Genomic DNA, 21,848 nt, shown 5'->3' on the forward strand with positions numbered 1-21,848 from the left:
TTATTCTGCTTTAAGGGTCATTGGGTCTTTAATGCCACCCAGCACAAGCAACAATGATAGCAGTAACATAATTGCACACAGGTAGAATGGCAACTCAAACGAGATATAACCTGCAAGCAGCCCACCTATTATGGGTCCCAGAGCCATTCCAGCTGCCTGGGAAGCTGTTATGGAACTTACCTTAGAACTTACCGAAGCACCTGCAAGATCAACTGCCAGAGCCATTATAGGTGTTTCCACAGCAGCCATTGATATGCCCTGTACTGCACGCAACACTATAAGCTGATTGACGTTTTCAACATGCCCAAGACCAATTACAATTGGTATATTAAGAAGCAGACCCAGAGCTATTATGTTTTTTCTGCCTAAGCGGTCAGATATGAAACCCATTGGAGTCTGGAACAATACCCTTACAATCACATATGCAGAAACTGCGATACTAAGGGATACCTGACCAGTGTTGAGCCTTGTTTCATATTCAGGCAAAAAAGCAAATATGATCATAATTCCTGCCATCATCATAAACATAGCAGTTGCAAGAATAGCGAACTGAAATCCTTGACCTGGCTCTGATATTTTTTGCTTGGCAGGCGCACCATTATGAGTTTCAGATACAAAAAAGGATATTAATACTAAGCTTGCAAAACCCAGCAAGGAACATACATAGAATGCTGTGGCAAAGCTGTAATAGCTGGCAATCACACCACCTATAATGGAACCCATACCAAAGCCAAAACCTCTTACAGTAGAATATATACCAATGGCAACGCCTCTTGTACCTGATGTTGACATATGAGTCACCATTGCAACAATTGCAGGTACAGTTGCACCTACTGTGATACCCTGAACAATACGCAGTATAACCAGGTAGTCGAAATTACTTGTATTGGCATATGTGAAGGATATAATGGTGAATCCTGCCATGCCTATAACAACAAAAGGCTTCCTCCTGTTAAGAGAATCTGAAAGCCTCCCAATAAATGGCTGTGATATGGCATTTGACAATCCAAAAACAGTAGCTATAATACCTGCCCGGACTACAATAGGAGTACCTGAAAATACATCAGTATCCAGACCAACTATATACAGGGGAAGCAAAAATGCAAGCATCCCGGTACCAAGGTCCTTGAATAACTTGGAAAGAGAGAGTACATAAAGTGCAGGATCCAATTTCTGCCTGTCATTCTGAAGTGCCTTATAATTGGATTTCATCATATGACCTTATAGTGGATTATTCTCAAAGTATAAAAGCATAGGAAACAACAATGTATCCTGAAATTGACAGGGCATTAAACGTTCAGAAAAAAGAAAAAGCAATCAAAATGATCAAAGATGCAGGACTTAAGGATGTCCTGCTTTAAAAGATCACTCTACAACAATTTGTCCACCCTTTGTCCATGGATGGGTTACAAGCTCATATTTGTAAGTACCTATATCTTCAAATGTATAGGTAAATGTGTCATTTTTCCTGAGGGTAGGAGACTGGAAACTGTTACCACCAACAAGATTACCTTTTATGATAAAAGCTACAGAGTCATTATTGATCCACTTTACAGTGTCACCAGAGGATATGCTGGTTGAGTAAGGATGGAATTCATACTGATCAATATATACAATAGCATCAGCCTCGATATCTTGGGCCTCTGAAGTTTGGTCATCCACACAACCTGAAAAAGATAATGCAAATATGGATATTAGCATGGTAAGGAATACAAGGCTTCTTAATCTCATATTTTACAACAATTACTATTTACTAATAACACTTTTGATAAGAACTCAGTTCCTTTCACGCTGCACAAGGTACATTTCCTCAAGGCGGCCTATTGTCTCAACATCTTCAATGGATTTGTCAGACCGTACGTTGACAAGTCTTGGGAAACGAAGTGCATAACCGGATTCATAGTTGACACTTTTCTGGATTTCCTCAAAGGCTACCTCAAAAATAACTTCCGGTTTGATCTCGACTTCTGTTCCGGACTCAACTACAATAAGATCAGAGAATATTTCCGTGAGTTCAGCAAGCTGTTCGTCGGAAAAACCTGTTGCCACACGTCCAACTGGCAGGAAACGACCTGTATCAGGATCATGACATGCAAGTGCATAGGAACCAAGGAAACTGGTACGACGTCCGTATCCCCATTCAGCCCCGATGACAACAAGGTCAAGTGTCTCCATGACCGGCTTTTTCTTAAGCCAGTTCTTGCCCCGTTTTCCAGGAGAATAAGGTGATTCAGGGTTCTTTATCATCACGCCCTCATGACCTGCTTTTAGTGCTTCATTGTATATCTCAAGGATCTTTTCGAGATCATCTGTCAGGTACTGAGTATCAACGCTGATCTTATCTCCGTTTTTGACACAGCCCTCAAGTTTTGCCCTTCTCTGGACAAGTGGAAGATTGAGTAATCCCTCACCATTGAGATACATTATATCAAAAAGGTTGAGTATGAGAGGAATTTCGCGTGCTGTGGACTGAACATCATATTTTCTCCTGAAACGTTTCAATATGTCCTGGAATGCCCTGGGCCTTCCATTCTCATCAATTGCCACAGCCTCACCGTCAAGTATTGCAGACTCAGCACTTACGTTTTCCTTTACAGCTTCCACAATATCCGGAAGTGATTCGGTGATATTTTCAAGCCTGCGGGAGAAAAGCGTAATGTTGTTTCCGTCCTTGTGTATCTGGACCCTGGCCCCATCAAATTTCCACTCTATTGCAGCGGTACCTAAATCTGAAATCGCTGCATCAAGACTTGGAGTAATCTGGGCCAGCATCATACGTATGGGACGATTTAGTTCAAGTCCAAGAGATAGTACTGCATCTCTTCCTCCTTCCATTGCAGTGACCGCAACAAGTCCAAGATCATTGGTAAGCATGAACGCACGCTCAACCTCTTCTGACGGTACATCAGACGCCCTGGAAATAGCATCCCTTACAATGCCCTCGCCAACTCCGATCCGCAGTTCTGCAACTGCAATACGAGCAATATAGCCAACTTCCTCCGGTGAAACTGAATTAAAAAGATATTGAAGGTTTTTTATTTTGGATGCCTGAGAACCTTTACCCGATGATTTTGATATGGATTTGAACCTGTCAAATACCTCAAGAATAGAAATATCACTGGATTCCTCAAGGAAAGAAGAGAATGTTGCCTGACCACTGGATACTTTCTTTAGAGCCCTGACAGCAGTTTCGCCTATGTCACCGGTTTCCCTTACAAGTTCCTTTACATCAGAAATTGAAATACCTGCTGACTTTGCGAGTGCATTGTAGAGAATACCGGCACCTACACCTATTTCCTCACTGCTCCATGCAGGAAAGATCTCACCCATTACAAAATGAGTTATGATCGGGAGTTCCTCAGGAGTTACTTTTTCAAGCAATTCTGCGACCTGAGCAGTCATATCTAGCGAACCGGGAGTGCTTTCAATAACCTTGCAGGCCTGAGCAAATTCTCTGAAACTTGTCATAATACGTCTTTATCCTGAAAATATGGATATGTAGGAATCTTTCAGTCCCTGTAAATAGAAATCATATCACTGAGGATTGCACTTGCAGTTTCAATTGACCCTGCTCCGCGTCCTGTTACAGTAATAGGACCGGAAAGGTCGGTCTGCATGGATGCAACATTAAGAGAACCGCCAACTGCCAGTGGATGATCGATTGGAACCAGTTTAGGAGCCACATTTATCCTGCTGTCGTTGACCTCACCTATCAGTTTGATAACATAACCATCATTCTGGGCCAGCATAAGTGCTTCAGGTGTTATCTTGGTTATACCTGTAACGGTAACATCTTCATGAGTAGCATTCATTCCAAACACGCAATTTGCAAGTATCACAAGTTTGCAGGCTGTATCAATACCCTCAACATCATATGTAGGGTCTGTTTCGGCATATCCGAGTTCCTGTGCCTCTGCAAGCATCTGTTCATAAGGGGCATGCTCCTCCATCATACGGGTAAGAATATAATTACAGGTACCATTGAATATACCTTCAACATTGGTGATCTTGTTACCTGCAAGCACATCCCTTGCAAGATTTAACACAGGCATAGCACCACCTACAGTTGCTTCGAACAGGAATTTGGAACCACTTGCTTCGGCAGCTGCTATGAGCTCACCATATTTCATTGCCAGAGGGCCTTTATTAGAGGTAACCAGATCTCTGCCATGCTTAAAAGCCATAAACATGTTCCCAAGACCTGCACCACCTGTTACTATGTTGGTTGGAGTTGTTTCCACCACCAATTCATGGTCAATGGTTTCTATGATTTCAAGTCCTGTGAGCTTTTCAGAGCCAACGGTTCCTTCTGTCTTTTTTCTGGAGATTACTGCAGCAAGATCCACACCATCTTCGTCAATGACAGCAGTCCTTGAATCTGCAATCGCAACAACTTTAAAATCAATTCCGATTTTTTCAAGATACACTTGCTTATCAAGAATAACTTTTGCAACACCCTGACCCACTGCACCAAAGCCTATAATAGAGAGACGAATAGTTTTCATCAAACTGCCCCCAATTCACTTTTAATAGGTTCGATGACCAGAAGGTCTTTCTTTTTGGCAATCTCTTTTAGAAGCTCAATAGCTGATGCAAGGTGTTCCTTGCTTACTGCATCTATTTTTAAGGATGCAGAAGATGGTTTTTTTATCTTTGGCATAGAAAGGTTAAGATCAACAACCTCTGCGTATCCGGTATTGTCAATTGTATCAATGGTGTCCTGGATATCAGTATGAACTATATGTCCGATAAGAATTACTGCACCGTGCTCAAAGTATCTCTTTTCATCAATACGTGCAATACCTATATCGCTATCTTCAAGACTGGAAATGATACTGTTAAGATTGTCCGGTTTTGTCTCAAAAACGACATTAACCGGGATAGTACCGCGGGGAGTTCTTTTTTCATGATGATGAACCACCGATATCAAATTACCTTTGAATTCGGATACCGGCCTTAAAGCAAGAAGTAACTGCCCGGGGATATCTTTTAACTCAATGTCCATAGAAACTCGCATGTATACCCTCGTAAATGTCATAAATATAGCAAATAGAACTATTTCTGAATGCTTAAACCCATATACATTAAATGTAGATATATTCTACGTACAAACTTTTTGCTTGTTTGCTACAAATTTGTTCACATTCGGTTGCAAATCATTACTAGATACACTTAAATAGTACTTAAATTGATACATTTGTCAATAATTGTAAATGATAGACGGAATATTAGTTCAGTGCTGTAAGAGCAAAGCATACAATACTAATTAACAATCTCTAAAAATATAGCAGAGAGTGGGCTCTATAGAAATCCTCACTGTTCGGACAACAATTTGATTTCAAAATGTCATCTAATGTGTTGCACGATATTGTATTACAATCTCAACTCCAGTTTATGAATGTTGATTTTGATAGATTTCTACAGAGCCATTTTGTGTGTATATTATATTTTGGCGCGACGTGCAAAGGCATTTGTTAGTGCTGTATACATATATATTGCAACTCCAGCCCATATAAGGATTGATGCAACCTGATTTTGTCCAAGAAACATTAGCATCAATCCTATACCGAGTATGAATATATTTATTCTATTGATCTTCCTGTTTCTAACAAGAATACTGCGAGACTTATGTTTTCTGATTATTCTTTCCTTTTTCTCTAGTTTCAAGATGTTCACCTTATTTTCATATCATTTTACTACTTGTTCATGTTAGCACCCTATCAAGGCATCCCATGTCCCGTGCCTTTTTAATCTCATTTGCTATCCTTCGACCTGTGGATAATTCAGGCTGGATGAACTCAGAGTATGGTGAACCATTAATGTACGGATTTGTCCCTGCAACTATTCTGGTATCTACTCCTTCTATTCCTGGAGTACCATTCTTTTTCATGAATGTGTCAAGATCCATCTGTGATCTCCAGTTACTAGGAGTTCTACAGAGTTCTTTCACCACAAAGCCACTTGCTTTTATACTGTCTGACTCATAGTCTTCATTACAAACCCCGTAATTTCCGACCAATGGATAGGTCGACATGAGTATCTGTCCTGTATAGGAAGGATCGGTAAGTGATTCCACATAACCCGTCATTGCTGTATTAAATACTAACTCCCCATATGTTTCACCTACTGCTCCGAAACCTTTCCCAAATATTGTAGTACCGTCTTCGAGTACTAATATTGCTTTTTTCATGATTATCCCAGTGATTTTCGAATTTTTCCCATTTTGAAAAATGTTGACTGTATGAGCTGTAATAAATCCTTATCCATATCAATGGAACTACTATTTGCCAATAAGACTCCCGCCGGCACCATCTCAAGCAGAATTTCATAGGATGGGTCACATTCATTGTCCAGATCAAATATCTCTCTTAGAATATCGACATCTTGTGAAACACAGTTCATGAAATCTTTTGATAGGAATTTAGATGCTGCACTCATGTTTAAGTAATCAAAAGCAAATTTAAAATCAGATTGCAGGGTAGGGAAATACTTTGTAAGCAATCGCTCACAAACATTTTCACCCATTTTATCCCTTACATCTGCTATAGCACATCCTGTTCCGATGATCTCAGGAGGCAAGCCTATTGAATAAAATGCGCCTGTAAACTTTATTGCCCTTGGTAGATTCAGATTTCTTACTGGCATGCTAGATTCTAGTTCTTGCTTTATATCACTGCGACAAAAACCAGATATCTGTGTTACATCGGGTGCATCTCTCGAGTATCCAGTTTTTCCACCACGTGTAAGACGATCACGCTGCTGAGGCAGAAAATCAGATATACTGTTTACAACTGGTGATATACTTTGTATTGCTCTGTTGTACCGAGCACCGAATATTGCTATGATGTTGATGAGCTCTTCTTTTTCATCATCAGAGAATTCATCAGGAGATCTTGACAGTTTGTTTTTAGCATGTTTTACAAAATTCTCTGCGTCTCCTTTCTTGTGGTCGTATCTTATTCCGGACTGAAGTGTTATAGTATCTATCCCTCGGTATTCTTCGAAAAAACTATCAGCATTTTTGAGGGTCACGTGTCCTCTAAAAGGAAGAGCACCACCTCCAAATATGATTCCTATTTTTGTATCAATGCCAGCTTCTAATTCATGAAGACTGCTTATGGCATATTTACACGAGAGAGTACTCGCGACATGACCAAATGTCAATGCAGAATCGGATTTTCCAATAAATATTCTGTATCTTTCAAACGTATCATTTAGCTGATTTTGGCAGCCAAGGATAGTATTGGAAATTATATTTTTTGCATTCAGGAGACCAGGCACATCTTCAATTAAAGGTATTATTCGTGGAGGTTCCATTTCGAAATTGAACTCTTTTTTGGCCAATTTACTCACATCTATCATGTGTTGCTGCGCCTCTACGATTTCTTCAAAGGTACTTGTCATGGGATGTACCAATTCTGAGATTGCCTGAAAATCTGAATATTCATAGGCGTTGTAGTTGGCTTCAGCAACAGACATCATAACCATAAGTTGTCTGAATCTGTTTTCGTGAGCTGCACTTGGTGCTCTTGGAGTGATGAATACATCTTTACCAGGAATAAGTCCGGTTTCTTCGATAATCTTTGATACGATCTGGACATTTTGATGATAAGGTGTGGTCTTCCCTTCATAATCAGGCATGTATTCATCGCAGTCATATTTTGTGATCGCTTCAATGGCTTCTATAATCTCTTCCTGAGTAGAGATGTACTTTGACACTGAATCTGGGTGCTGTGTACACATCACGTTTGGAAATTTGATATTTGATGTCATATTTGAGTCACGCTTGATATGACTAATTATGATAACTTATTTAAAGTTATTGTAACATATGAGTTTTTAAGATAATTTATTATAAATGAGGACAACCATATGTTTAAATATATTATCATATATTTGCATATGTTCTCATATTATTAAATGAAAAAGGTGAACCAATGACTGATGTAATAGTAATACTCGGAAGCAAATCAGATAGAGATGTAGCAAAAAAAACGATTGATATTTTCAATCAATTCGATGTTGAATATGAAATTACAGTCGCATCAGCACATAGAACACCCAGTAGAGTAATTGAGATAATCCAAGAAGCTCATAAAAATGATGTAAAAGTCTTCATAGCTGTCGCAGGGCTCGCAGCACATCTTCCTGGTGTTGTGGCGGCACACACGATAAAACCAGTTATTGGAGTTCCTGTAAATGCTGAACTTGACGGAAATGATTCTCTGCTCTCTATTGTTCAGATGCCTCCAGGTATTCCAGTTGCATGTGTGGGGATTGGAAGAGGAGATAACGCAGGAATTCTAGCCGTTCAAATAATGGCAACTAATAACAAAGAATTGGAGACAAAATTGACAGATTATAGAAGAGAACTTGCCGAAAAAGTAGAAAGGGATGCTCTAAGCTTATTTGAATAAATTCAAGTAAAGTTTTAGTGAAATATTATCTGCATAAACTTGAGCAGTAAATTCATTCCATGCTTCAATGCAACATTGAAGCATTTCTATTCATAGATACCAGCGTCTTCTAAGAAAGAAATCTGGGTGTGCAGGGTGATGCGAGAGATAGTAAAATACTAAAGAAAGTAAACACCACTAATGCTAAATATATAGTCAGTACTACAGATCAAGACAACACAAAAATACTTGTCTGTCAGATAAAAAAACTAAGTTAGGATTCTAAAAAGAACAAATCGTTGCCAAAGTCAACAATATAGAAAAATATTATGCATTCTGGGATCTTGAGATTCGTGCTATGAATCCTGCAATGAGTTCAGCTGTTATTCTTGTCAATATGACAGGAAGGCGTTGGTAAGTAAACACTGTTACATGAAATGAGGACTTATAGTTCTGCATGAATTGCCCCCGGTGTAAAAGTTCCCATCATAAAAAGAACGGAAAAATAAGTGAACACCAACGCTATAAATGCCATGATTGCGGATATAGCTATTCGGCAGGGGGATAAAATCAACTGCTAGTCCCTTATCTGTTAAACGACGGGCTTTACAGCTTTGTCTTGAAGAATTGGGATTTCGTTCAATCGGACGTTTTTTAGAAGTAAGTCATGTTTCTGTTCAAAAATGGATAAAGACATTTGGCTAGGAATTAGAGGATTTGAAAAGCGAAAATGAGATCATGATCGTTGAATTAGAGGAGATGCACACTTACATCGGGAACACAAAAAATATTGCTGAATCTGGATTTCTGTTGATAGAGTTGGAAAAAAGTTCATAGACTGTTCTTTTGGTAGTAGGGGGACAGAAACAGGACAAAAACTCTGGAACAAATTGAAGGAGATTGGGGAAGTGATAACTGACCACTGGAGGGCATATGCAGAGTTTCTCCCAAGCAGTATTCATACTCGATCCAAAGCTGAAACATATACCATTGAAGGATACAACAGCATACTTAGGCATTTTCTGCCAAGATTAAGGAGAAAGTCAAAATGTTATACATAGAGTCTTGAAATCTTGAAGTACTCTGTTCTTCTTTTGATGAAATACAGAAATAAAGATAGGACTATGTTTAGTTAACAATGCCCAATATTTTTCTGTTCCATTTCTAGTTATTATTCCCCAATATTATACTGTAGCTTTAGCGATTAAGGAAAAGATTGTGATTAGTTTTATCATCAAATCTTTCTTCAGATGCTGGATAAGTTATTATAAGGTTGCTTTTGAACAATGTAGTAATACGCTTTGGTAGTACCTGCAATACCGAATGCCACCCTGGAGTATCTCGGTGAGTACTTGCAATTATTATTAGATCATTTTGACATTCGCCTCTTGCATTCAGAGAGTCTATGAGCATATCCCATCCTTCTATACCTTCAAACACTATAGAAATATCAGATCCTGAACTATCGAAAAATTCCTTATATTTCATAGGATCATCATCGACCACCATAGCTTTTACAGGTGCTGATGTATGTTCAGCGATCCTTTTTATGGAATCCACTACGGAACAAAAACCTGGATTGTGATCCATACCTTGAGGGATTATAAGAGTGATTCCCTGCGTATTGCACAAAGGAGTCCTAATCATTGAAACGAGCACAAGTTTCTTAGTTTTCCTTATTACCTGATCAATGACCGGACCAATAATACTTTCTTTTAGAGAATGAACACCATTCCAGCCTATTACGATGGTTGAGATCCTGTTCTCAAGTACTGCTCCCATTATACCTGAAGCTACATTGTAGCGAAGTCGCACATGAGTTTTTACGGGAACTTCAGCGCATGCTGCATAATTAATGGTCTCAAAAAGCATTTTCTCAGCTTCTGCAACCTTTTTTTCAGAGTTATCGGAATCTTGTTTTACAACAGAAAGTACATGCAGTGGTTCACTGGATTTTTTCTCCCGAATCATCAGGGCCAGATCCATTAAAAGTTGCTTGTACGTAGATTGCGCCGAAAAAGAAACCAGTATACGAGAGTCTGATTCCAGAGTATTGCATGTGACACTATTATCTGCAAGGGAAACTCTTTTACCATATATTTCAACAATCTGAGGACTTATTACCCCGACAATAAGTATCATCATTATTACGGCGTTTATCATGCTCTCATTGAAAAGACCCGCTTCAAAACCAACGAGCACAATTGCAAGTGCTGCTGCAGCATGCCCTATAGACAAGCCGAACATGGTCATTATTTGGTCCTTACTATAATGGTACATTTTTCCTGCAAGCCATGCAGCTCCAAACTTGGCACTGATCATAACGCCTATCATCAAGAATCCCAAGGTGAGCTGATTTCCTCCTCCAAAAAAAGAATGAACATTTGTAAGCATTCCCACTGAAAGAAGGAAGAAAGGTATGAACAGTACGTTTCCGGCAAACTCTATTCTGTTCATGAGGGGACTGGTATTTGGAATTAGACGGTTAAGCAAAAGACCGGCAAGAAAAGATCCAATAATAGGTTCGATTCCAGCAATTTCTGCAAGATATGCAAGTATAAATGCTATAGCCAACACAAAAAGAAATTCAAAATAACTCTCATCTGTAAGTTTACTGAAAAACCATCGTGCAATGCGTGGTACAATGAACAACGAACCTACAAAGAAAACAACCAAACCGAAAAGCAACTTGATCCAGAAGAGCATATCAAGGCTTCCCTCTAGGGAAGAGACCACAACAGCCAGGATCATCAGGGTCAGTGTATCAGTAAGTAAAGTAGCCCCAATTGCAGCAGTAATGCCTTCATTGTTGACGATACCCAGCTTCTTGATAACAGGATATGCAAGCAAGGTTTGTGAAGCAAACACGGAAGCAAAAAGGAGGGCTTCAGTGAAAGACAGACCCAATACATAATATCCTGCAGCGGTCCCTGCAACCTGTGGAATTAAAAATGATAATATGCCAAAGACCAAGCTCCGATCTATCTTCTCAATGAACTTGTTAATATTAATCTCAAGTCCTGCTATGAACATCAGGTAGACAAGACCAATTTCACCAAGAAGCACAATGGTCTCATCTCTCTCCAGTATATGCAAAGCATTGGGACCGATTAATGCACCAGCAAGAATAACACCGATCATCCCCGGTAATCTTAATGATTTGAATAGAAGAGGTGCTATAAGGAAAACAAGCATCGACAACGCAAAGATCAATACAGGCTCATGTATGGGGATTGATGGGAACATGTTCATTCTCTATAATTAATAATCAACGCATATTTGCGATTACAAATATGTATCTTCCATTTTCTGCAATACTTTCTTCCCGAGACCTGTTAAAATATATTTTTTCCATGTCGACTTATCGGGGGTTAAACACATAATTAAATTATTAGATTCCAGTTCTCTCAAAGCACGGCTGATATTTTGAGTTGACCTGTTCGTTTCACGAGCAATATCTGAAGCTGTGATAACATTATGGCTTCGCATAGATTTCATAAGAATAAGGCGTCTATCAACAGTTATGACCCATATAAGCAGCTCATCAATTGAATTCTCGTTCTGATCTTCCATTGTGATACCTTCAAATGTGAGTTTCCAATATCATATATTAGTCTTTTGGATTTTGTTAAAAATTTCCCTATATGCAAGGCTCAAATCACCAGTACTCTTTCTGAACACATCTTTATCGAGGCTTTTTATAACTCCTTTTTCAAATTCTTCCATTTTCCAGAAGCGACATCCATCTGGAGTTCCCACTTCATCTGCAAGAATTATTTCGCCACTAGAAGTCCGTCCATACTCCACTTTAAAGTCTGCTAATATTATGTTACTATTAGCCAGTTCCTGGCCCAATATTTCATTTATCTTTTTTGTTATGTTAGTTATAGTTTCTATTTCTTCTTTGTTTAGCCAGCCATTGGATATTATTTCATCTATATTAATAGGCCTGTCCACAGCTTCAAATTTTGTCGTGAATTCAATCATTCCATCAGGTATTGCGGAACCTTCGATTGGTTCGGCACCTTCTGGAAGCACTGTGTCTCCTACTTCATAGCGCCGTAAGAGGGATCCTGCCACGTAATTCCTCCAAATTACTTCTACAGGTATTATGTCCAAGCGTTTAACAATCATACTTGTTGATGTTGGACATTCAATGTAATGCGTAGGTATGCCATTATGATCTAATACCTTAAACCAATATTCTGCCAACTTACAAGTAATTTCACCTTTTTCTTGATACTCTGATTTCTTTTTACCGTCAAAGGCAGTTACCCTATCAGTAAACTCAAAAAGAAGGGTGTCTATTGAACATTCATAAACATCCTTAGCTTTTCCAGAAAAAATATATGTTGACTTTTTTTGCTGCATATATTATTAAATCAGACTCATAACTTAAATATCTTATCATATTTTCTCATATACTTGAACAGAAGGCATTTTCATAATTATTTATAGATTACTACAATGTTTCTGTAAGCACACGTACTTTTTCCTTATGCACATATAAATTATTAATCCAGATATCAGACAAAAGTGAACTACTTCAAAAAGCTTCTTGAACCTTTTTCCAACACATTAGAAAGCATACAATATCCAGGAATCCCCTTGAAAACAACATTATGCCCTCATACCTACTTGCTATTTTTCTAAATCCCATCTTCAATCATGCAAAGAAATGTCCCATGTCACTCTTTTACGATATGACCCATACTCGAATCTTGTGGATCTTCCTCTTTTTTATGTTTCTGATTCCGAATCTTCAAGAATGATCACATTACCCCGGCCTTTCTTAAATTTCCGGACAATACCACGACTCTCAAGATCCGACACCATAAGACTGACCTTTGCTTCGGAATGCTTTACTTTTGTACGCAGATCTTTCTGAGTAATCCGGCCATCACTTTTCACAATGATATTTATGACCTGCCGAAGATCATCAGGTAAATCCTGCCATTTATCATCAGGCAATATTAATCCTAACTCACCTTCATCGATATATTCGTCCTCATTTACCAGGACTGATTTCGCACTGCGCTGTTTTACAAAATAATATCCACCTGCAATAAAGCCTATAAGAAGTATGAAAACAAACACAATCACATAAGGTGAAATTGTCCCCTGGTCATCATCTGAAAAACTGGCGATCACATCAAGCTCTGAAAACTCACTTTCATTAAATGAAGCATCATAGTAGATAGGAAGCAGTATCATATCCATAACATAATCGCCATCATCTGTGATGGTAATCTGTTCTTCAGTATATGAAACCAGATTGGTACCGCTATAATAACTGGCTGATAGTGTGTAATTCCCAGGTGTCAGATTAAATGAATAGATACCATAGTTGGCAAGCATCGATTGGGGAGGAGTGGAATTTATCTCAACGATAGCATGCTCCAGTGGATCAAAAGAGTCCCACTCGTACACTGCACCATGAATAGTTGCTGTTTCAGCAGCACTTGAAAACTGTACACCTATAAATAGCAGGATGCAGATAATACTGAAGAGAGTTCTTTTTTTCATTAGCACAGGATGTATATTTAGTTAGTACACCCATATAAAATTTACTTAAAAGTGAAAACTGAGAGCAAATTAAGTGTTATCAAGCAATTAAAGCACATATAAGGCTTAAATAGTGACATGAGCAGCAAAATTTAAGAGTCCATGCGATAACGTTATATGCACAAGCTGCATATATGTAAATGCATGTTTGACTAAAAAACGACAGGTTTTATGATTTATATTGAGACATCCTATAAATAATTAGAACCAATGACCGCCTGCACCCTTAAAAACAAAATAGTGGAGATGAATGTTAGTGTTAAAACGAAAATATATCGTTGTGCTGGCTGTTCTGATTCTTGGACTCGTAGTATCAGGATGTGCTGATAATACAAACCAGGAAATTGTGACAGACCAGGAAATTGCGACAGACCAGGAAATTGTGACAGCATCCGAAGAACCAGTTGTGATACAGGAACTAGAAGACGATACAACCGTTACTGAGGATTCCCTTAACAATGAAACAGTGGGGGTTACTAACCCAGATAACCAATACATTGAAGATATCAATGAAGTGGAAGAAATAGAGAATGAGATCAACAGTGAAGACGAGCTGATCGATCAAACAGACATTGATGATGAGCTGAATGATGAATCAAGCAGTGAAGATGAACTGACAAATGAATCGGACAGTGAAGAGGTTGAACTCTTATATTAAAGAGATATGAATGGTTGTCATTCATATTTTTTTCTTTTTTCTAGATTTTTGTGCACCCACAAAGATATATGGAAATTATATAATATACACTCATCGTTTATTTAGTGGAACGTTAAATGTTTGATTAACTATGTGATACTCATTGTTAATTATTAATTAAAAAATGCCACAGCAATAAATAGCTTATAGGGAAAAATAAACGATGATAAAAGGTTATCAAGTAATTAAAGCAACAATAATGTCTGAATTCCATAAAAGGTTGCTTCATATTTAAATAAAATAAAGTATATATATATACTCCCTGACAATCGCATAATTGCAGGTGCAATTGCCATAAAATCAAACTTAATAATCATGTTCTTGTTGAGCAGGCGAATACCAGAAACAGGCTGAGAATTCATGCACCAACGGCAATGAAAATGGTGAGACATTCAGATACATAAAACGGTCAGGACAGAGTATCAGACAGACTAATACCATACTTGAAGAAATGTTCAGGGAGCTAAAGTAGTACCGTGAAGGACTTGTAACCCTTGACGGACAAGGAACATTTACAGCTAAAGGAGATGGAATTGCAGTCGTCTCCGGAGAATTCACTATGAGCTTTACTGCAAGTAATGCAACACTTGTGATCAAGGATATGGAAGGAGATGCACAAGTAAACACTGAAGGTGCAAAATACGAATGTTCAAATGCAAAGACAGGAAACAGTGACGTGGATAACCGTGCATTCGTCTACCACAATCTTACAGGAGATGTCACTATTGAAGGAAAACGCCTTCTGTTACACTGCATGGAACGGATATATCCCTTGATCTCGATAGAACAGGTAATGTAGTGCTTAACGGTGATGGAACCTACGAAGTAAACTATGAGGAAAACACATGGCAGCACCTGATGTAGACGACAATGAGATAGAAGAAGTTGTCTCTGAAAATGAGACTAAAATTTAATTGAAATATTATATTAACATATAACATCACTGTAACTACACCAAAAAATATGAGGAGATGAATATTAGTGTTTAAACGAAAATACCTAGTAGTACTGGGAATCCTTGTCCTTGGGCTTGTAGTGTCAGGATGTACTGACAACGCACCTCAGGAAACTGAAGCTATACCAGAGGATTTAGCCGTAGTACAGGAATTAGAAGACGATAATACATCCATTGCAGATGAAACACTTAGCGATGAAATGGTTGGAATCACGGATACAGAGATCCAGGATATTGAAGAAGAAGTAAGTGAACTTGAAGAGTTTATCAATGACACGGACAGTGAAGACGAAATTGTTGTTGAAGAAATATGAATGACCTTCTTTCATATTTTTTACTTCCTTTTTGTATTTTCGGATTTTGTTAACACTTATGTATTTTGACATCTTTGTGCTTTTTTACTCTTTTTAGTGGTTTGAAATTTAGCAGAATAAATCAATTAATCAATCAATAGAGATTTCTACAAAATAATACCGGAATAAAATATTAGTACACAGTGAGCAATCAATATATATGGATGATAAGCTCTTGATTCTGGATCTTGATGAAACACTGATACATTCAAGAGCTACCAGACTGGCGTATCAACATGATTTTCAATGCTCGGATTATTATGTATATAAGCGTCCATATCTGGATGAGTTCTTGAGTTTCATAGCTTCATCATTTGAAATAGCAATTTGGACCTCCGCAAATTCAGAATATGCAAAATGTATTATTTCGAATATTTTTCCAGCAAACTACCCAATAACGTTCATCTGGTCCAGGGAAAGATGTACTCCATTGTATTTTCATCCTTCAGAAAGTATTGATATGGATTCTCATATTTACATAAAGGACTTGAAGAAAATTAAAAACCGAGGCTATGACCTGACCAGAGTACTGGTAATAGATGATTCTCCTAAGCAATTACAGCGCAGTTATGGCAATCTGGTTCCTGTTAATCCATTTTTGGGAGACAGAGATGATGACGACTTAGAACTTCTTAAAACATACCTTACCTTTCTAAATGAGTCTGATGATGTAAGGGTTATTGAGAAACGAGGATGGCAAAGTTCCTTCAGAAAAGAATTGTCCAGATATTAATTCTAGTTACCAGTTATTGTTTAGTTATCTGAACTTATTCAAATTATGATCATAGAAATCCTGATTTCACTATTAGCAGGTGCTATCTTTGCTTATAGGATATTATTGAAATTTGTAGATAATATATATCATTATAATGTATTCATATTCTGCTTAAAGGAGGAGTACAGTCTTAAATTATACACATGTTATATTTTTATAGTTACCAACTAAAAGACTAAAACATATTTGTATAAAATCACATCTAAAGCATCATAAAGTATTATCAAGTAAAAAAAACAATTATATGTCGTCTTTTTCATGTAAAGCATTCCGAAAGTTTGTATGAAGTAAAGTATGTTTATATCCGACTCTGCAAATCTGGAATATGTAAGCGGAAGTTCAAATTGGTTTTATCCTAGCAACCTCTTGAACTGCCACTTACATCAAAAACGGGAAAATAATGCAGAGGTAAATAAAATGAAAATAAGAACATTGACATTGGTTGCTCTGGCAATCATGATGGTAAGCATGTTTACTGTGACCGCTATGGCTAAAGATCAGCTTAAAACCCAGGATCAGTTGAAAGATGGAACATGCCTGGACTCAACAACTTTTGTAGATGCTGACGGTAACGGCGTATGCGACAACTACGCAGATGCAATCTGCGATGGCAGCAACTGCAAGGGAACTGGCGACCGTGACGGAAACCAGGACAGAGCAAGAGACGGTTCATGCCAGGCATAAACTAATTTAAATGGAGTATGAGTGGGGAATAAATATCAATGTACCGATGTGCCTGACTTTACACTAAAAGAACAAAATAGTCCGGGCATCGGTCTGACATCACAGCATCTGAAGTCACAGAAATAGAGAACAGTATCTGTGATAGAAGCAACTGACGGGGAGATAGAAATTGTGATGCAGAAAAACTAAAGAGATGAATCCAGTCAGGATTTAACGTGGGGATAAAAATAAACCCGAAAGGGTTTCGAAAAACGGAAATCCGGCTGTAAGCCGGATCAATTTACTTATAACTAAATCATAACTAAATCATAATCTTTATCAGATTCATTTATTATACTACTAAGTAAGAGATTTACAAATAAACAGAGATATTGGAATTGGAGGGTTGTACTATGAAAAAACAAGGTTTGAGGATATTTGCATATTTTGCCGTGGTGCTGATGCTGGTAAGCATTCTTCCGGCAGGGGCACTTGCAGCATCAGATAATGGACAGAACAGCGACAATGGAATGTCAGAAGACAATGGTCGGGACAACAGTAATGCTGACGACAACAGTGCTGACGACTCAGATAATACAGAAGAAGATAATGAGCCGCCTGGTATCCAGCAACATGACAGGGACCGGGATATGGTAAATGCAAATGAAGATGCAACAAGAGAAATGGCAGCTAACAAGGAAATAAATAAAGCAGAACATATCAAGGAATCAAAAGCAGGCTACCAGTCAGCAAAGAACAATTTTGCCAGCATAAAATCCAAGAATCCAAACCTTGATACTGAAGAAGCTATTGAAGCTACCAAGGAATACCTTGTGGGTTCCATTGATTACATGACCTCACTCCTTGAAGATGATGAATATATCATTGAACTTGAAGATGAAAGGGAGAATGTAAAAGCTGCAACCACAAGACAGGAACTTGCAGATTCTGCAAAGAACATCAGAAATATATGGAATGATGCCCGCAAAGATCGCGTTATGTCTGCAGGAAAAACAATTGACAACAAGATCAATGCTGTTGTTAAAACATCTGAATCCCTTATAGTGCGCCTTGAGAATGAAATTGCCACCATGAAAGAAAATGGTGAAGATGTGGAAGACCTTGAAGCCATGCTTGAGGAATATAAGGAATATATTGCTGATGCAAAGGAAAATCAGGAGCAGGCAAGAAATACCTATATGAATGGAAATGGCAACTATGGTGAAAATGTCCGCGAAGCCAACAGATATGTGGCCCAGGCTGGCAAGGATATCAGGGATTCCAACGCAATCCTCAGGAACATGCTCCAGGAACTAAAGGAGCAGAGAGAAGGAGTTATTGTACTCAGCGGTGAAGGCACACTTGAAGCAACCGGAAATGGCACAGTTGTGATTTCCGGCGATGTTGTAATAGATCTTACTGTAACAGACGCAAAGCTTGTTGTTAAGGATCTTGCAGGTGATGCAGTGATAAATGTTGATGATGCGGAATATGAAACATCAAACATCGATTCAGGCAACAGCACAGACAATAACAGAGCATTTGTTTACCACAATATCACAGGGGATGTGACTATTGAAGGAAGCCGCCTTACCGTCATGATCCGCGGAGACGATATAGACCTAACAGCTGAGGGAACCGGTACTGCGGTACTTGCAGGTACAGGCTCCTATACAGTTGATGGAGAATCAGGTGACTGGGCAAGCCGTTACGTTGATGATTCATCAGAGAACGAGGATGAATCAGAGAACGAAATAGAAGAGGAAACAGAGGACGAGGTAGAAACAACCGGTGACGATGGAACTGAGGAGGAGTCAGACGAAAGTTCTGAAGAAGATATCTCCGAAGAGGAAAGCACATCCGAAAATGATGAAGAAGACACCTCTGGAGACGATGTAGAAGATGAGAATGAAACCACAGTCTGAGAGAGAATACGATATAGGAGTTGATATGGAATGACCAGATTAAGAAATATCGCCATCATCGCTGTTCTTGTCTTCGGTGTTGTGATTTCAGGATGTGCCGATAAAGGAACCACTGAAGAGGAAGCAGCAACAATCGATGCAAGCCAGGAATTAAGTATTGCGGATGAAGTTCTGAATGAAGAAATGGTTGGCGTTACAGACACTGAGATCCAGGATCTTGAAGCTGAACTTGCAGAGCTTGAAGCACTCATCAATGAAATGGGACTTGAAGAAGACATTATTGTTGAAGAAATATGAATGAATAACATTCATATTCTTTTTTCTTTTGATTTATGCAGAAATATTGCATGAATGCACATGCATCCTTTTAATGTTAATTTGCAGGAAACTTGTAATTTGAACCAGATATCAGGTCCATGATTAAAATGGTTTTGTAGTTTTAAAAAAAGAAAAAAGGTAAGGACTTTAAAGTCCTCCTTCGCCCTTCTGTTTCTGAATTAACACATAACCAATACCTGTTATAGCTGCAATACCAAGTATCAGGTAGATGAATCCGAAACCACTCTCTTCTTCAACAGGCATTTCCTCTTCTTCAACAGGAACTGGTGAGCCTGCAGGAACCTGTGATGTTTCAATTGGAGTTCCAAGCTGGTCACCTACAACCTCAAAGATGGAGAATCCAGGGGTTTCAGCATAGAAGTAAATGTACTCATCATCTTCACTTTCCTGATATGTTGGCAGGTCATTCCAATGCTCATCATGATACCTTGTCATGCGGATAGTGGAGACATCGATGTTGTTTTCTTCTATCCATTGCCTGCTCACCTTGAAGTGAATCCTGAGATTTTCAGCATTGTCAGAAGAGATAGTACCTTCATTTCCAACATCAATGCTCATCACCTGATAGCAATTACCCGATTGAGCAGGAACACCTTCAGATACATCTGAAAGTACCTGTACCCTGGCAACAACAAGACCTTCATCGTCCTTTGCGTCAAAGCTTACACCAATAACAGGAATACCACTATCTGAGAAATCATAGTAAACTTCTGAACCACCAGTGACACGTATTACAGATGAGGCAGAGTTTGAAACGATCTCCTGGTTCTGACCCTGACTGACTGATGCACGGGAGCCGGAACTGCTTGACCTTGAACTATCCGTACTTGGTGCTGTTGTTACGGTTATGGTCATATTACTGCTTAGATTGCTTCCGGCAAGATTACTTGCATTCAGGCTTACGTTATAGATTCCTGTGACACTGTAGGTGTGAGTGGGGTTCTGCTGAGTTGAATTCGTGTCATCACCAAAGTCCCAGAACCATGCGGTTGGAATGTTGCTGGAATTGTCTGTGAAGGAAACAGCCAGTGGAGCATACCCTGTTACTGTGTTTGCACTGAAGTTAGCAACCGGCTCAACAAAAGCAGTGATGTAAGATAACTGGGTGCTAACATTGCTGCCACCGACGTTACTTGCATTGAGACTGACATTGTAAGTGCCTGCTGCAACATATGTGTGAGCAGGGTTCTGGTCAGTTGAGTTACTTCCGTCACCAAAGTTCCATAACCAGGAGGTTGGAGTATTTGTTGAGGAATCAGTGAAGTTCACGGAAAGCGGAACTGCACCTGATGTTACGTTTGCACTGAAGTTAGCAACCGGAATAACAGCAGCAGTGATGTAAGACAACTGGGTGCTAACATTGCTGCCAGCAAAGTTGCTTGCATTTAGACTAACGTTGTAAGTGCCTGCTGCGACATATGTGTGAGCAGGGTTCTGGTCAGTTGAGTTACTTCCGTCACCAAAGTCCCACAACCAGGAGGTTGGAGTATTTGTTGAGGAATCAGTGAAGTTCACGGAAAGCGGAACTGCACCTGATGTTACGTTTGCACTGAAATTGGCAACCGGAATTATGACATCGTTTATGGTAATCGTCATTACCTGAGAATCGATTGAATCATAGCCATCACTTACGTTGAATTCAACGTAGTAGGTTCCTGCATCAGTAAGACCAGTGCTCCATGAACCTTCACCAGTGCTTGTGTTGAAAGTATCGAACAGGGCACTATTGTTGCAGCCAAATACCTGTATATCGCCGTCTACATCCGTGGAGTTGATGTTAAAGGTGACATTTTCTCCTTCATAAATTGTTATGTCAGTCACATTGAGAATGCTGACAGCATTGTTAGAAACCTGAACGTTGTCGCTGGCTCCGGCTGAAAGTGTGGAATCCGTAGCATTGTATGCATAGACCGTTATGTTGGACCAGGCATGAGCAGAAAGTCCGGTATGATTGAAACTGTTTGTCGTACCGTTCAGCCAAGTTCCGTTATAACTCACGTTATAGGAATCGCTCACATCTCCTGTACCTGCATTCCAGCTATGGCTCACCCAGAAATTGCCGGTGGTGTTTGTGAAACTTTCAGGAGTTCCGGGTCTTGTCACTGTTATGGTCATGTTACTACTGAGGTCGCTTCCGGCAAGGTTGCTGGCGTTGAGACTTACATTATAGATACCTGCAA

General features: G+C 39.0%; 23 protein-coding genes and 1 pseudogene. 10 read left to right on the top strand and 14 right to left on the bottom strand.

The features are described 5' to 3' along the window. The 8 genes from QZZ23_RS01765 to ppcA all read right to left on the bottom strand — a co-directional run bounded on the left by QZZ23_RS01765 (position 1) and on the right by ppcA (position 7,773). Positions 1–1,212, bottom strand: coding sequence for an MFS transporter (locus tag QZZ23_RS01765; RefSeq protein WP_292466482.1), 1,212 nt, complete (start codon positions 1,210–1,212; stop codon positions 1–3). A 153-nt stretch (positions 1,213–1,365) separates the two neighbouring features. After that, positions 1,366–1,731: a hypothetical protein gene (locus tag QZZ23_RS01770; RefSeq protein ID WP_292466483.1), complete on the bottom strand. Its 366-nt coding sequence runs from the start codon at positions 1,729–1,731 to the stop codon at positions 1,366–1,368. 45 nt (positions 1,732–1,776) lie between these two features. Further along, entirely contained in the window at positions 1,777–3,468 is a 1,692-nt protein-coding gene (locus QZZ23_RS01775; protein WP_292466484.1) for an ATP-dependent DNA ligase, read from the bottom strand. 41 nt (positions 3,469–3,509) lie between these two features. Further along, the gene (locus QZZ23_RS01780; RefSeq protein WP_292466485.1) at positions 3,510–4,505 is read right to left on the bottom strand and encodes a homoserine dehydrogenase; all 996 of its coding nucleotides are present in this window, start codon (positions 4,503–4,505) and stop codon (positions 3,510–3,512) included. Next, positions 4,505–5,017, bottom strand: coding sequence for an amino acid-binding protein (locus QZZ23_RS01785; RefSeq protein ID WP_292466486.1), 513 nt, complete (start codon positions 5,015–5,017; stop codon positions 4,505–4,507). Before QZZ23_RS01785 ends, QZZ23_RS01780 begins: the two co-directional genes overlap by 1 nt. A 425-nt stretch (positions 5,018–5,442) precedes the next feature. Further along, positions 5,443–5,667: a hypothetical protein gene (locus QZZ23_RS01790; RefSeq protein WP_292466487.1), complete on the bottom strand. Its 225-nt coding sequence runs from the start codon at positions 5,665–5,667 to the stop codon at positions 5,443–5,445. 37 nt (positions 5,668–5,704) lie between these two features. Beyond that, positions 5,705–6,190 (bottom strand): carbamoyl-phosphate synthase domain-containing protein, encoded by a 486-nt coding sequence (locus QZZ23_RS01795; RefSeq protein WP_292466488.1) that lies wholly within the window; start codon positions 6,188–6,190, stop codon positions 5,705–5,707. 2 nt (positions 6,191–6,192) lie between these two features. Next, complete coding sequence (ppcA, locus tag QZZ23_RS01800) at positions 6,193–7,773, bottom strand: phosphoenolpyruvate carboxylase (protein WP_292466489.1); 1,581 nt, start codon at positions 7,771–7,773, stop codon at positions 6,193–6,195. A 164-nt stretch (positions 7,774–7,937) separates the two neighbouring features. Here ppcA and purE point away from each other — a divergent pair, with 164 nt between their 5' ends. Beyond that, positions 7,938–8,417, top strand: coding sequence for a 5-(carboxyamino)imidazole ribonucleotide mutase (gene purE / locus QZZ23_RS01805; protein ID WP_292466490.1), 480 nt, complete (start codon positions 7,938–7,940; stop codon positions 8,415–8,417). Positions 8,418–8,545: 128 nt separating this feature from the next. Further along, entirely contained in the window at positions 8,546–8,674 is a 129-nt protein-coding gene (locus QZZ23_RS01810; protein WP_292466491.1) for an NAD-binding protein, read from the top strand. Between the two features lie 49 nt (positions 8,675–8,723). Here QZZ23_RS01810 and QZZ23_RS01815 read toward each other — a convergent pair whose 3' ends face one another. Then, positions 8,724–8,855: a hypothetical protein gene (locus QZZ23_RS01815; RefSeq protein WP_292466492.1), complete on the bottom strand. Its 132-nt coding sequence runs from the start codon at positions 8,853–8,855 to the stop codon at positions 8,724–8,726. Here QZZ23_RS01815 and QZZ23_RS01820 point away from each other — a divergent pair. After that, a pseudogene (locus QZZ23_RS01820) lies at positions 8,854–9,532 on the top strand (IS1 family transposase). The gene QZZ23_RS01815 and the pseudogene QZZ23_RS01820 overlap by 2 nt on opposite strands. Positions 9,533–9,593: 61 nt before the next feature. Here QZZ23_RS01820 and QZZ23_RS01825 read toward each other — a convergent pair. The 4 genes from QZZ23_RS01825 to QZZ23_RS01840 form a co-directional block, all read right to left on the bottom strand. Beyond that, entirely contained in the window at positions 9,594–11,642 is a 2,049-nt protein-coding gene (locus QZZ23_RS01825) for a cation:proton antiporter (RefSeq protein ID WP_292466493.1), read from the bottom strand. A gap of 39 nt (positions 11,643–11,681) precedes the next feature. Further along, positions 11,682–11,969 carry a winged helix-turn-helix transcriptional regulator gene (locus QZZ23_RS01830; protein WP_292466494.1) on the bottom strand — a complete coding sequence of 96 codons (288 nt, stop codon included), beginning with the start codon at positions 11,967–11,969 and terminating at the stop codon, positions 11,682–11,684. A gap of 30 nt (positions 11,970–11,999) precedes the next feature. Beyond that, positions 12,000–12,767 carry a phosphoribosylaminoimidazolesuccinocarboxamide synthase gene (gene purC / locus QZZ23_RS01835; protein WP_292466495.1) on the bottom strand — a complete coding sequence of 256 codons (768 nt, stop codon included), beginning with the start codon at positions 12,765–12,767 and terminating at the stop codon, positions 12,000–12,002. 369 nt (positions 12,768–13,136) lie between these two features. Then, positions 13,137–13,922 (bottom strand): winged helix-turn-helix transcriptional regulator, encoded by a 786-nt coding sequence (locus QZZ23_RS01840; protein ID WP_292466506.1) that lies wholly within the window; start codon positions 13,920–13,922, stop codon positions 13,137–13,139. Positions 13,923–14,217: 295 nt separating this feature from the next. Between QZZ23_RS01840 and QZZ23_RS01845 the strand changes: the two genes are divergently transcribed. From QZZ23_RS01845 to QZZ23_RS01875, 7 genes are all read left to right on the top strand, one after another. Next, positions 14,218–14,619, top strand: coding sequence for a hypothetical protein (locus QZZ23_RS01845; protein ID WP_292466496.1), 402 nt, complete (start codon positions 14,218–14,220; stop codon positions 14,617–14,619). A 598-nt stretch (positions 14,620–15,217) separates the two neighbouring features. Continuing rightward, a complete protein-coding gene (locus tag QZZ23_RS01850; protein WP_292466497.1) occupies positions 15,218–15,457 on the top strand; it encodes a hypothetical protein in 240 nt (79 codons plus the stop codon). 182 nt (positions 15,458–15,639) lie between these two features. Next, positions 15,640–15,927 (top strand): hypothetical protein, encoded by a 288-nt coding sequence (locus QZZ23_RS01855; RefSeq protein WP_292466498.1) that lies wholly within the window; start codon positions 15,640–15,642, stop codon positions 15,925–15,927. Positions 15,928–16,126: 199 nt separating this feature from the next. Continuing rightward, positions 16,127–16,699, top strand: a complete 573-nt coding sequence (locus QZZ23_RS01860; RefSeq protein WP_292466499.1) for an HAD family hydrolase — start codon at positions 16,127–16,129, stop codon at positions 16,697–16,699. Between the two features lie 459 nt (positions 16,700–17,158). Continuing rightward, complete coding sequence (locus tag QZZ23_RS01865; protein WP_292466500.1) at positions 17,159–17,425, top strand: hypothetical protein; 267 nt, start codon at positions 17,159–17,161, stop codon at positions 17,423–17,425. A gap of 392 nt (positions 17,426–17,817) precedes the next feature. Then, positions 17,818–19,329, top strand: coding sequence for a hypothetical protein (locus QZZ23_RS01870; RefSeq protein WP_292466501.1), 1,512 nt, complete (start codon positions 17,818–17,820; stop codon positions 19,327–19,329). A 30-nt stretch (positions 19,330–19,359) separates the two neighbouring features. Continuing rightward, positions 19,360–19,626, top strand: a complete 267-nt coding sequence (locus tag QZZ23_RS01875; protein ID WP_292466502.1) for a hypothetical protein — start codon at positions 19,360–19,362, stop codon at positions 19,624–19,626. A 168-nt stretch (positions 19,627–19,794) separates the two neighbouring features. Here QZZ23_RS01875 and QZZ23_RS01880 read toward each other — a convergent pair. Beyond that, positions 19,795–21,848 (bottom strand): PKD domain-containing protein (locus QZZ23_RS01880; protein ID WP_292466503.1); only part of this gene is annotated, 2,054 nt, incomplete at its 5' end.

The organism is Methanolobus sp. (assembly GCF_016278385.1).
GTDB lineage: Archaea > Halobacteriota > Methanosarcinia > Methanosarcinales > Methanosarcinaceae > Methanolobus.

Coding starts and splice junctions, on each gene's coding strand:
- QZZ23_RS01815 (WP_292466492.1), bottom strand. CDS start 8,855: ATGCAGAACTATAAGTCCTCATTTCATGTAACAGTGTTTACTTACCAA.
- purE (WP_292466490.1), top strand. CDS start 7,938: ATGACTGATGTAATAGTAATACTCGGAAGCAAATCAGATAGAGATGTA.
- QZZ23_RS01825 (WP_292466493.1), bottom strand. CDS start 11,642: ATGTTCCCATCAATCCCCATACATGAGCCTGTATTGATCTTTGCGTTG.
- QZZ23_RS01785 (WP_292466486.1), bottom strand. CDS start 5,017: ATGCGAGTTTCTATGGACATTGAGTTAAAAGATATCCCCGGGCAGTTA.
- QZZ23_RS01770 (WP_292466483.1), bottom strand. CDS start 1,731: ATGAGATTAAGAAGCCTTGTATTCCTTACCATGCTAATATCCATATTT.
- QZZ23_RS01765 (WP_292466482.1), bottom strand. CDS start 1,212: ATGAAATCCAATTATAAGGCACTTCAGAATGACAGGCAGAAATTGGAT.
- ppcA (WP_292466489.1), bottom strand. CDS start 7,773: ATGACATCAAATATCAAATTTCCAAACGTGATGTGTACACAGCACCCA.
- QZZ23_RS01875 (WP_292466502.1), top strand. CDS start 19,360: ATGACCAGATTAAGAAATATCGCCATCATCGCTGTTCTTGTCTTCGGT.
- QZZ23_RS01830 (WP_292466494.1), bottom strand. CDS start 11,969: ATGGAAGATCAGAACGAGAATTCAATTGATGAGCTGCTTATATGGGTC.
- QZZ23_RS01780 (WP_292466485.1), bottom strand. CDS start 4,505: ATGAAAACTATTCGTCTCTCTATTATAGGCTTTGGTGCAGTGGGTCAG.
- QZZ23_RS01860 (WP_292466499.1), top strand. CDS start 16,127: ATGGATGATAAGCTCTTGATTCTGGATCTTGATGAAACACTGATACAT.
- QZZ23_RS01870 (WP_292466501.1), top strand. CDS start 17,818: ATGAAAAAACAAGGTTTGAGGATATTTGCATATTTTGCCGTGGTGCTG.
- QZZ23_RS01850 (WP_292466497.1), top strand. CDS start 15,218: ATGAGCTTTACTGCAAGTAATGCAACACTTGTGATCAAGGATATGGAA.
- QZZ23_RS01840 (WP_292466506.1), bottom strand. CDS start 13,922: ATGAAAAAAAGAACTCTCTTCAGTATTATCTGCATCCTGCTATTTATA.
- QZZ23_RS01775 (WP_292466484.1), bottom strand. CDS start 3,468: ATGACAAGTTTCAGAGAATTTGCTCAGGCCTGCAAGGTTATTGAAAGC.
- purC (WP_292466495.1), bottom strand. CDS start 12,767: ATGCAGCAAAAAAAGTCAACATATATTTTTTCTGGAAAAGCTAAGGAT.
- QZZ23_RS01795 (WP_292466488.1), bottom strand. CDS start 6,190: ATGAAAAAAGCAATATTAGTACTCGAAGACGGTACTACAATATTTGGG.
- QZZ23_RS01865 (WP_292466500.1), top strand. CDS start 17,159: ATGAAAATAAGAACATTGACATTGGTTGCTCTGGCAATCATGATGGTA.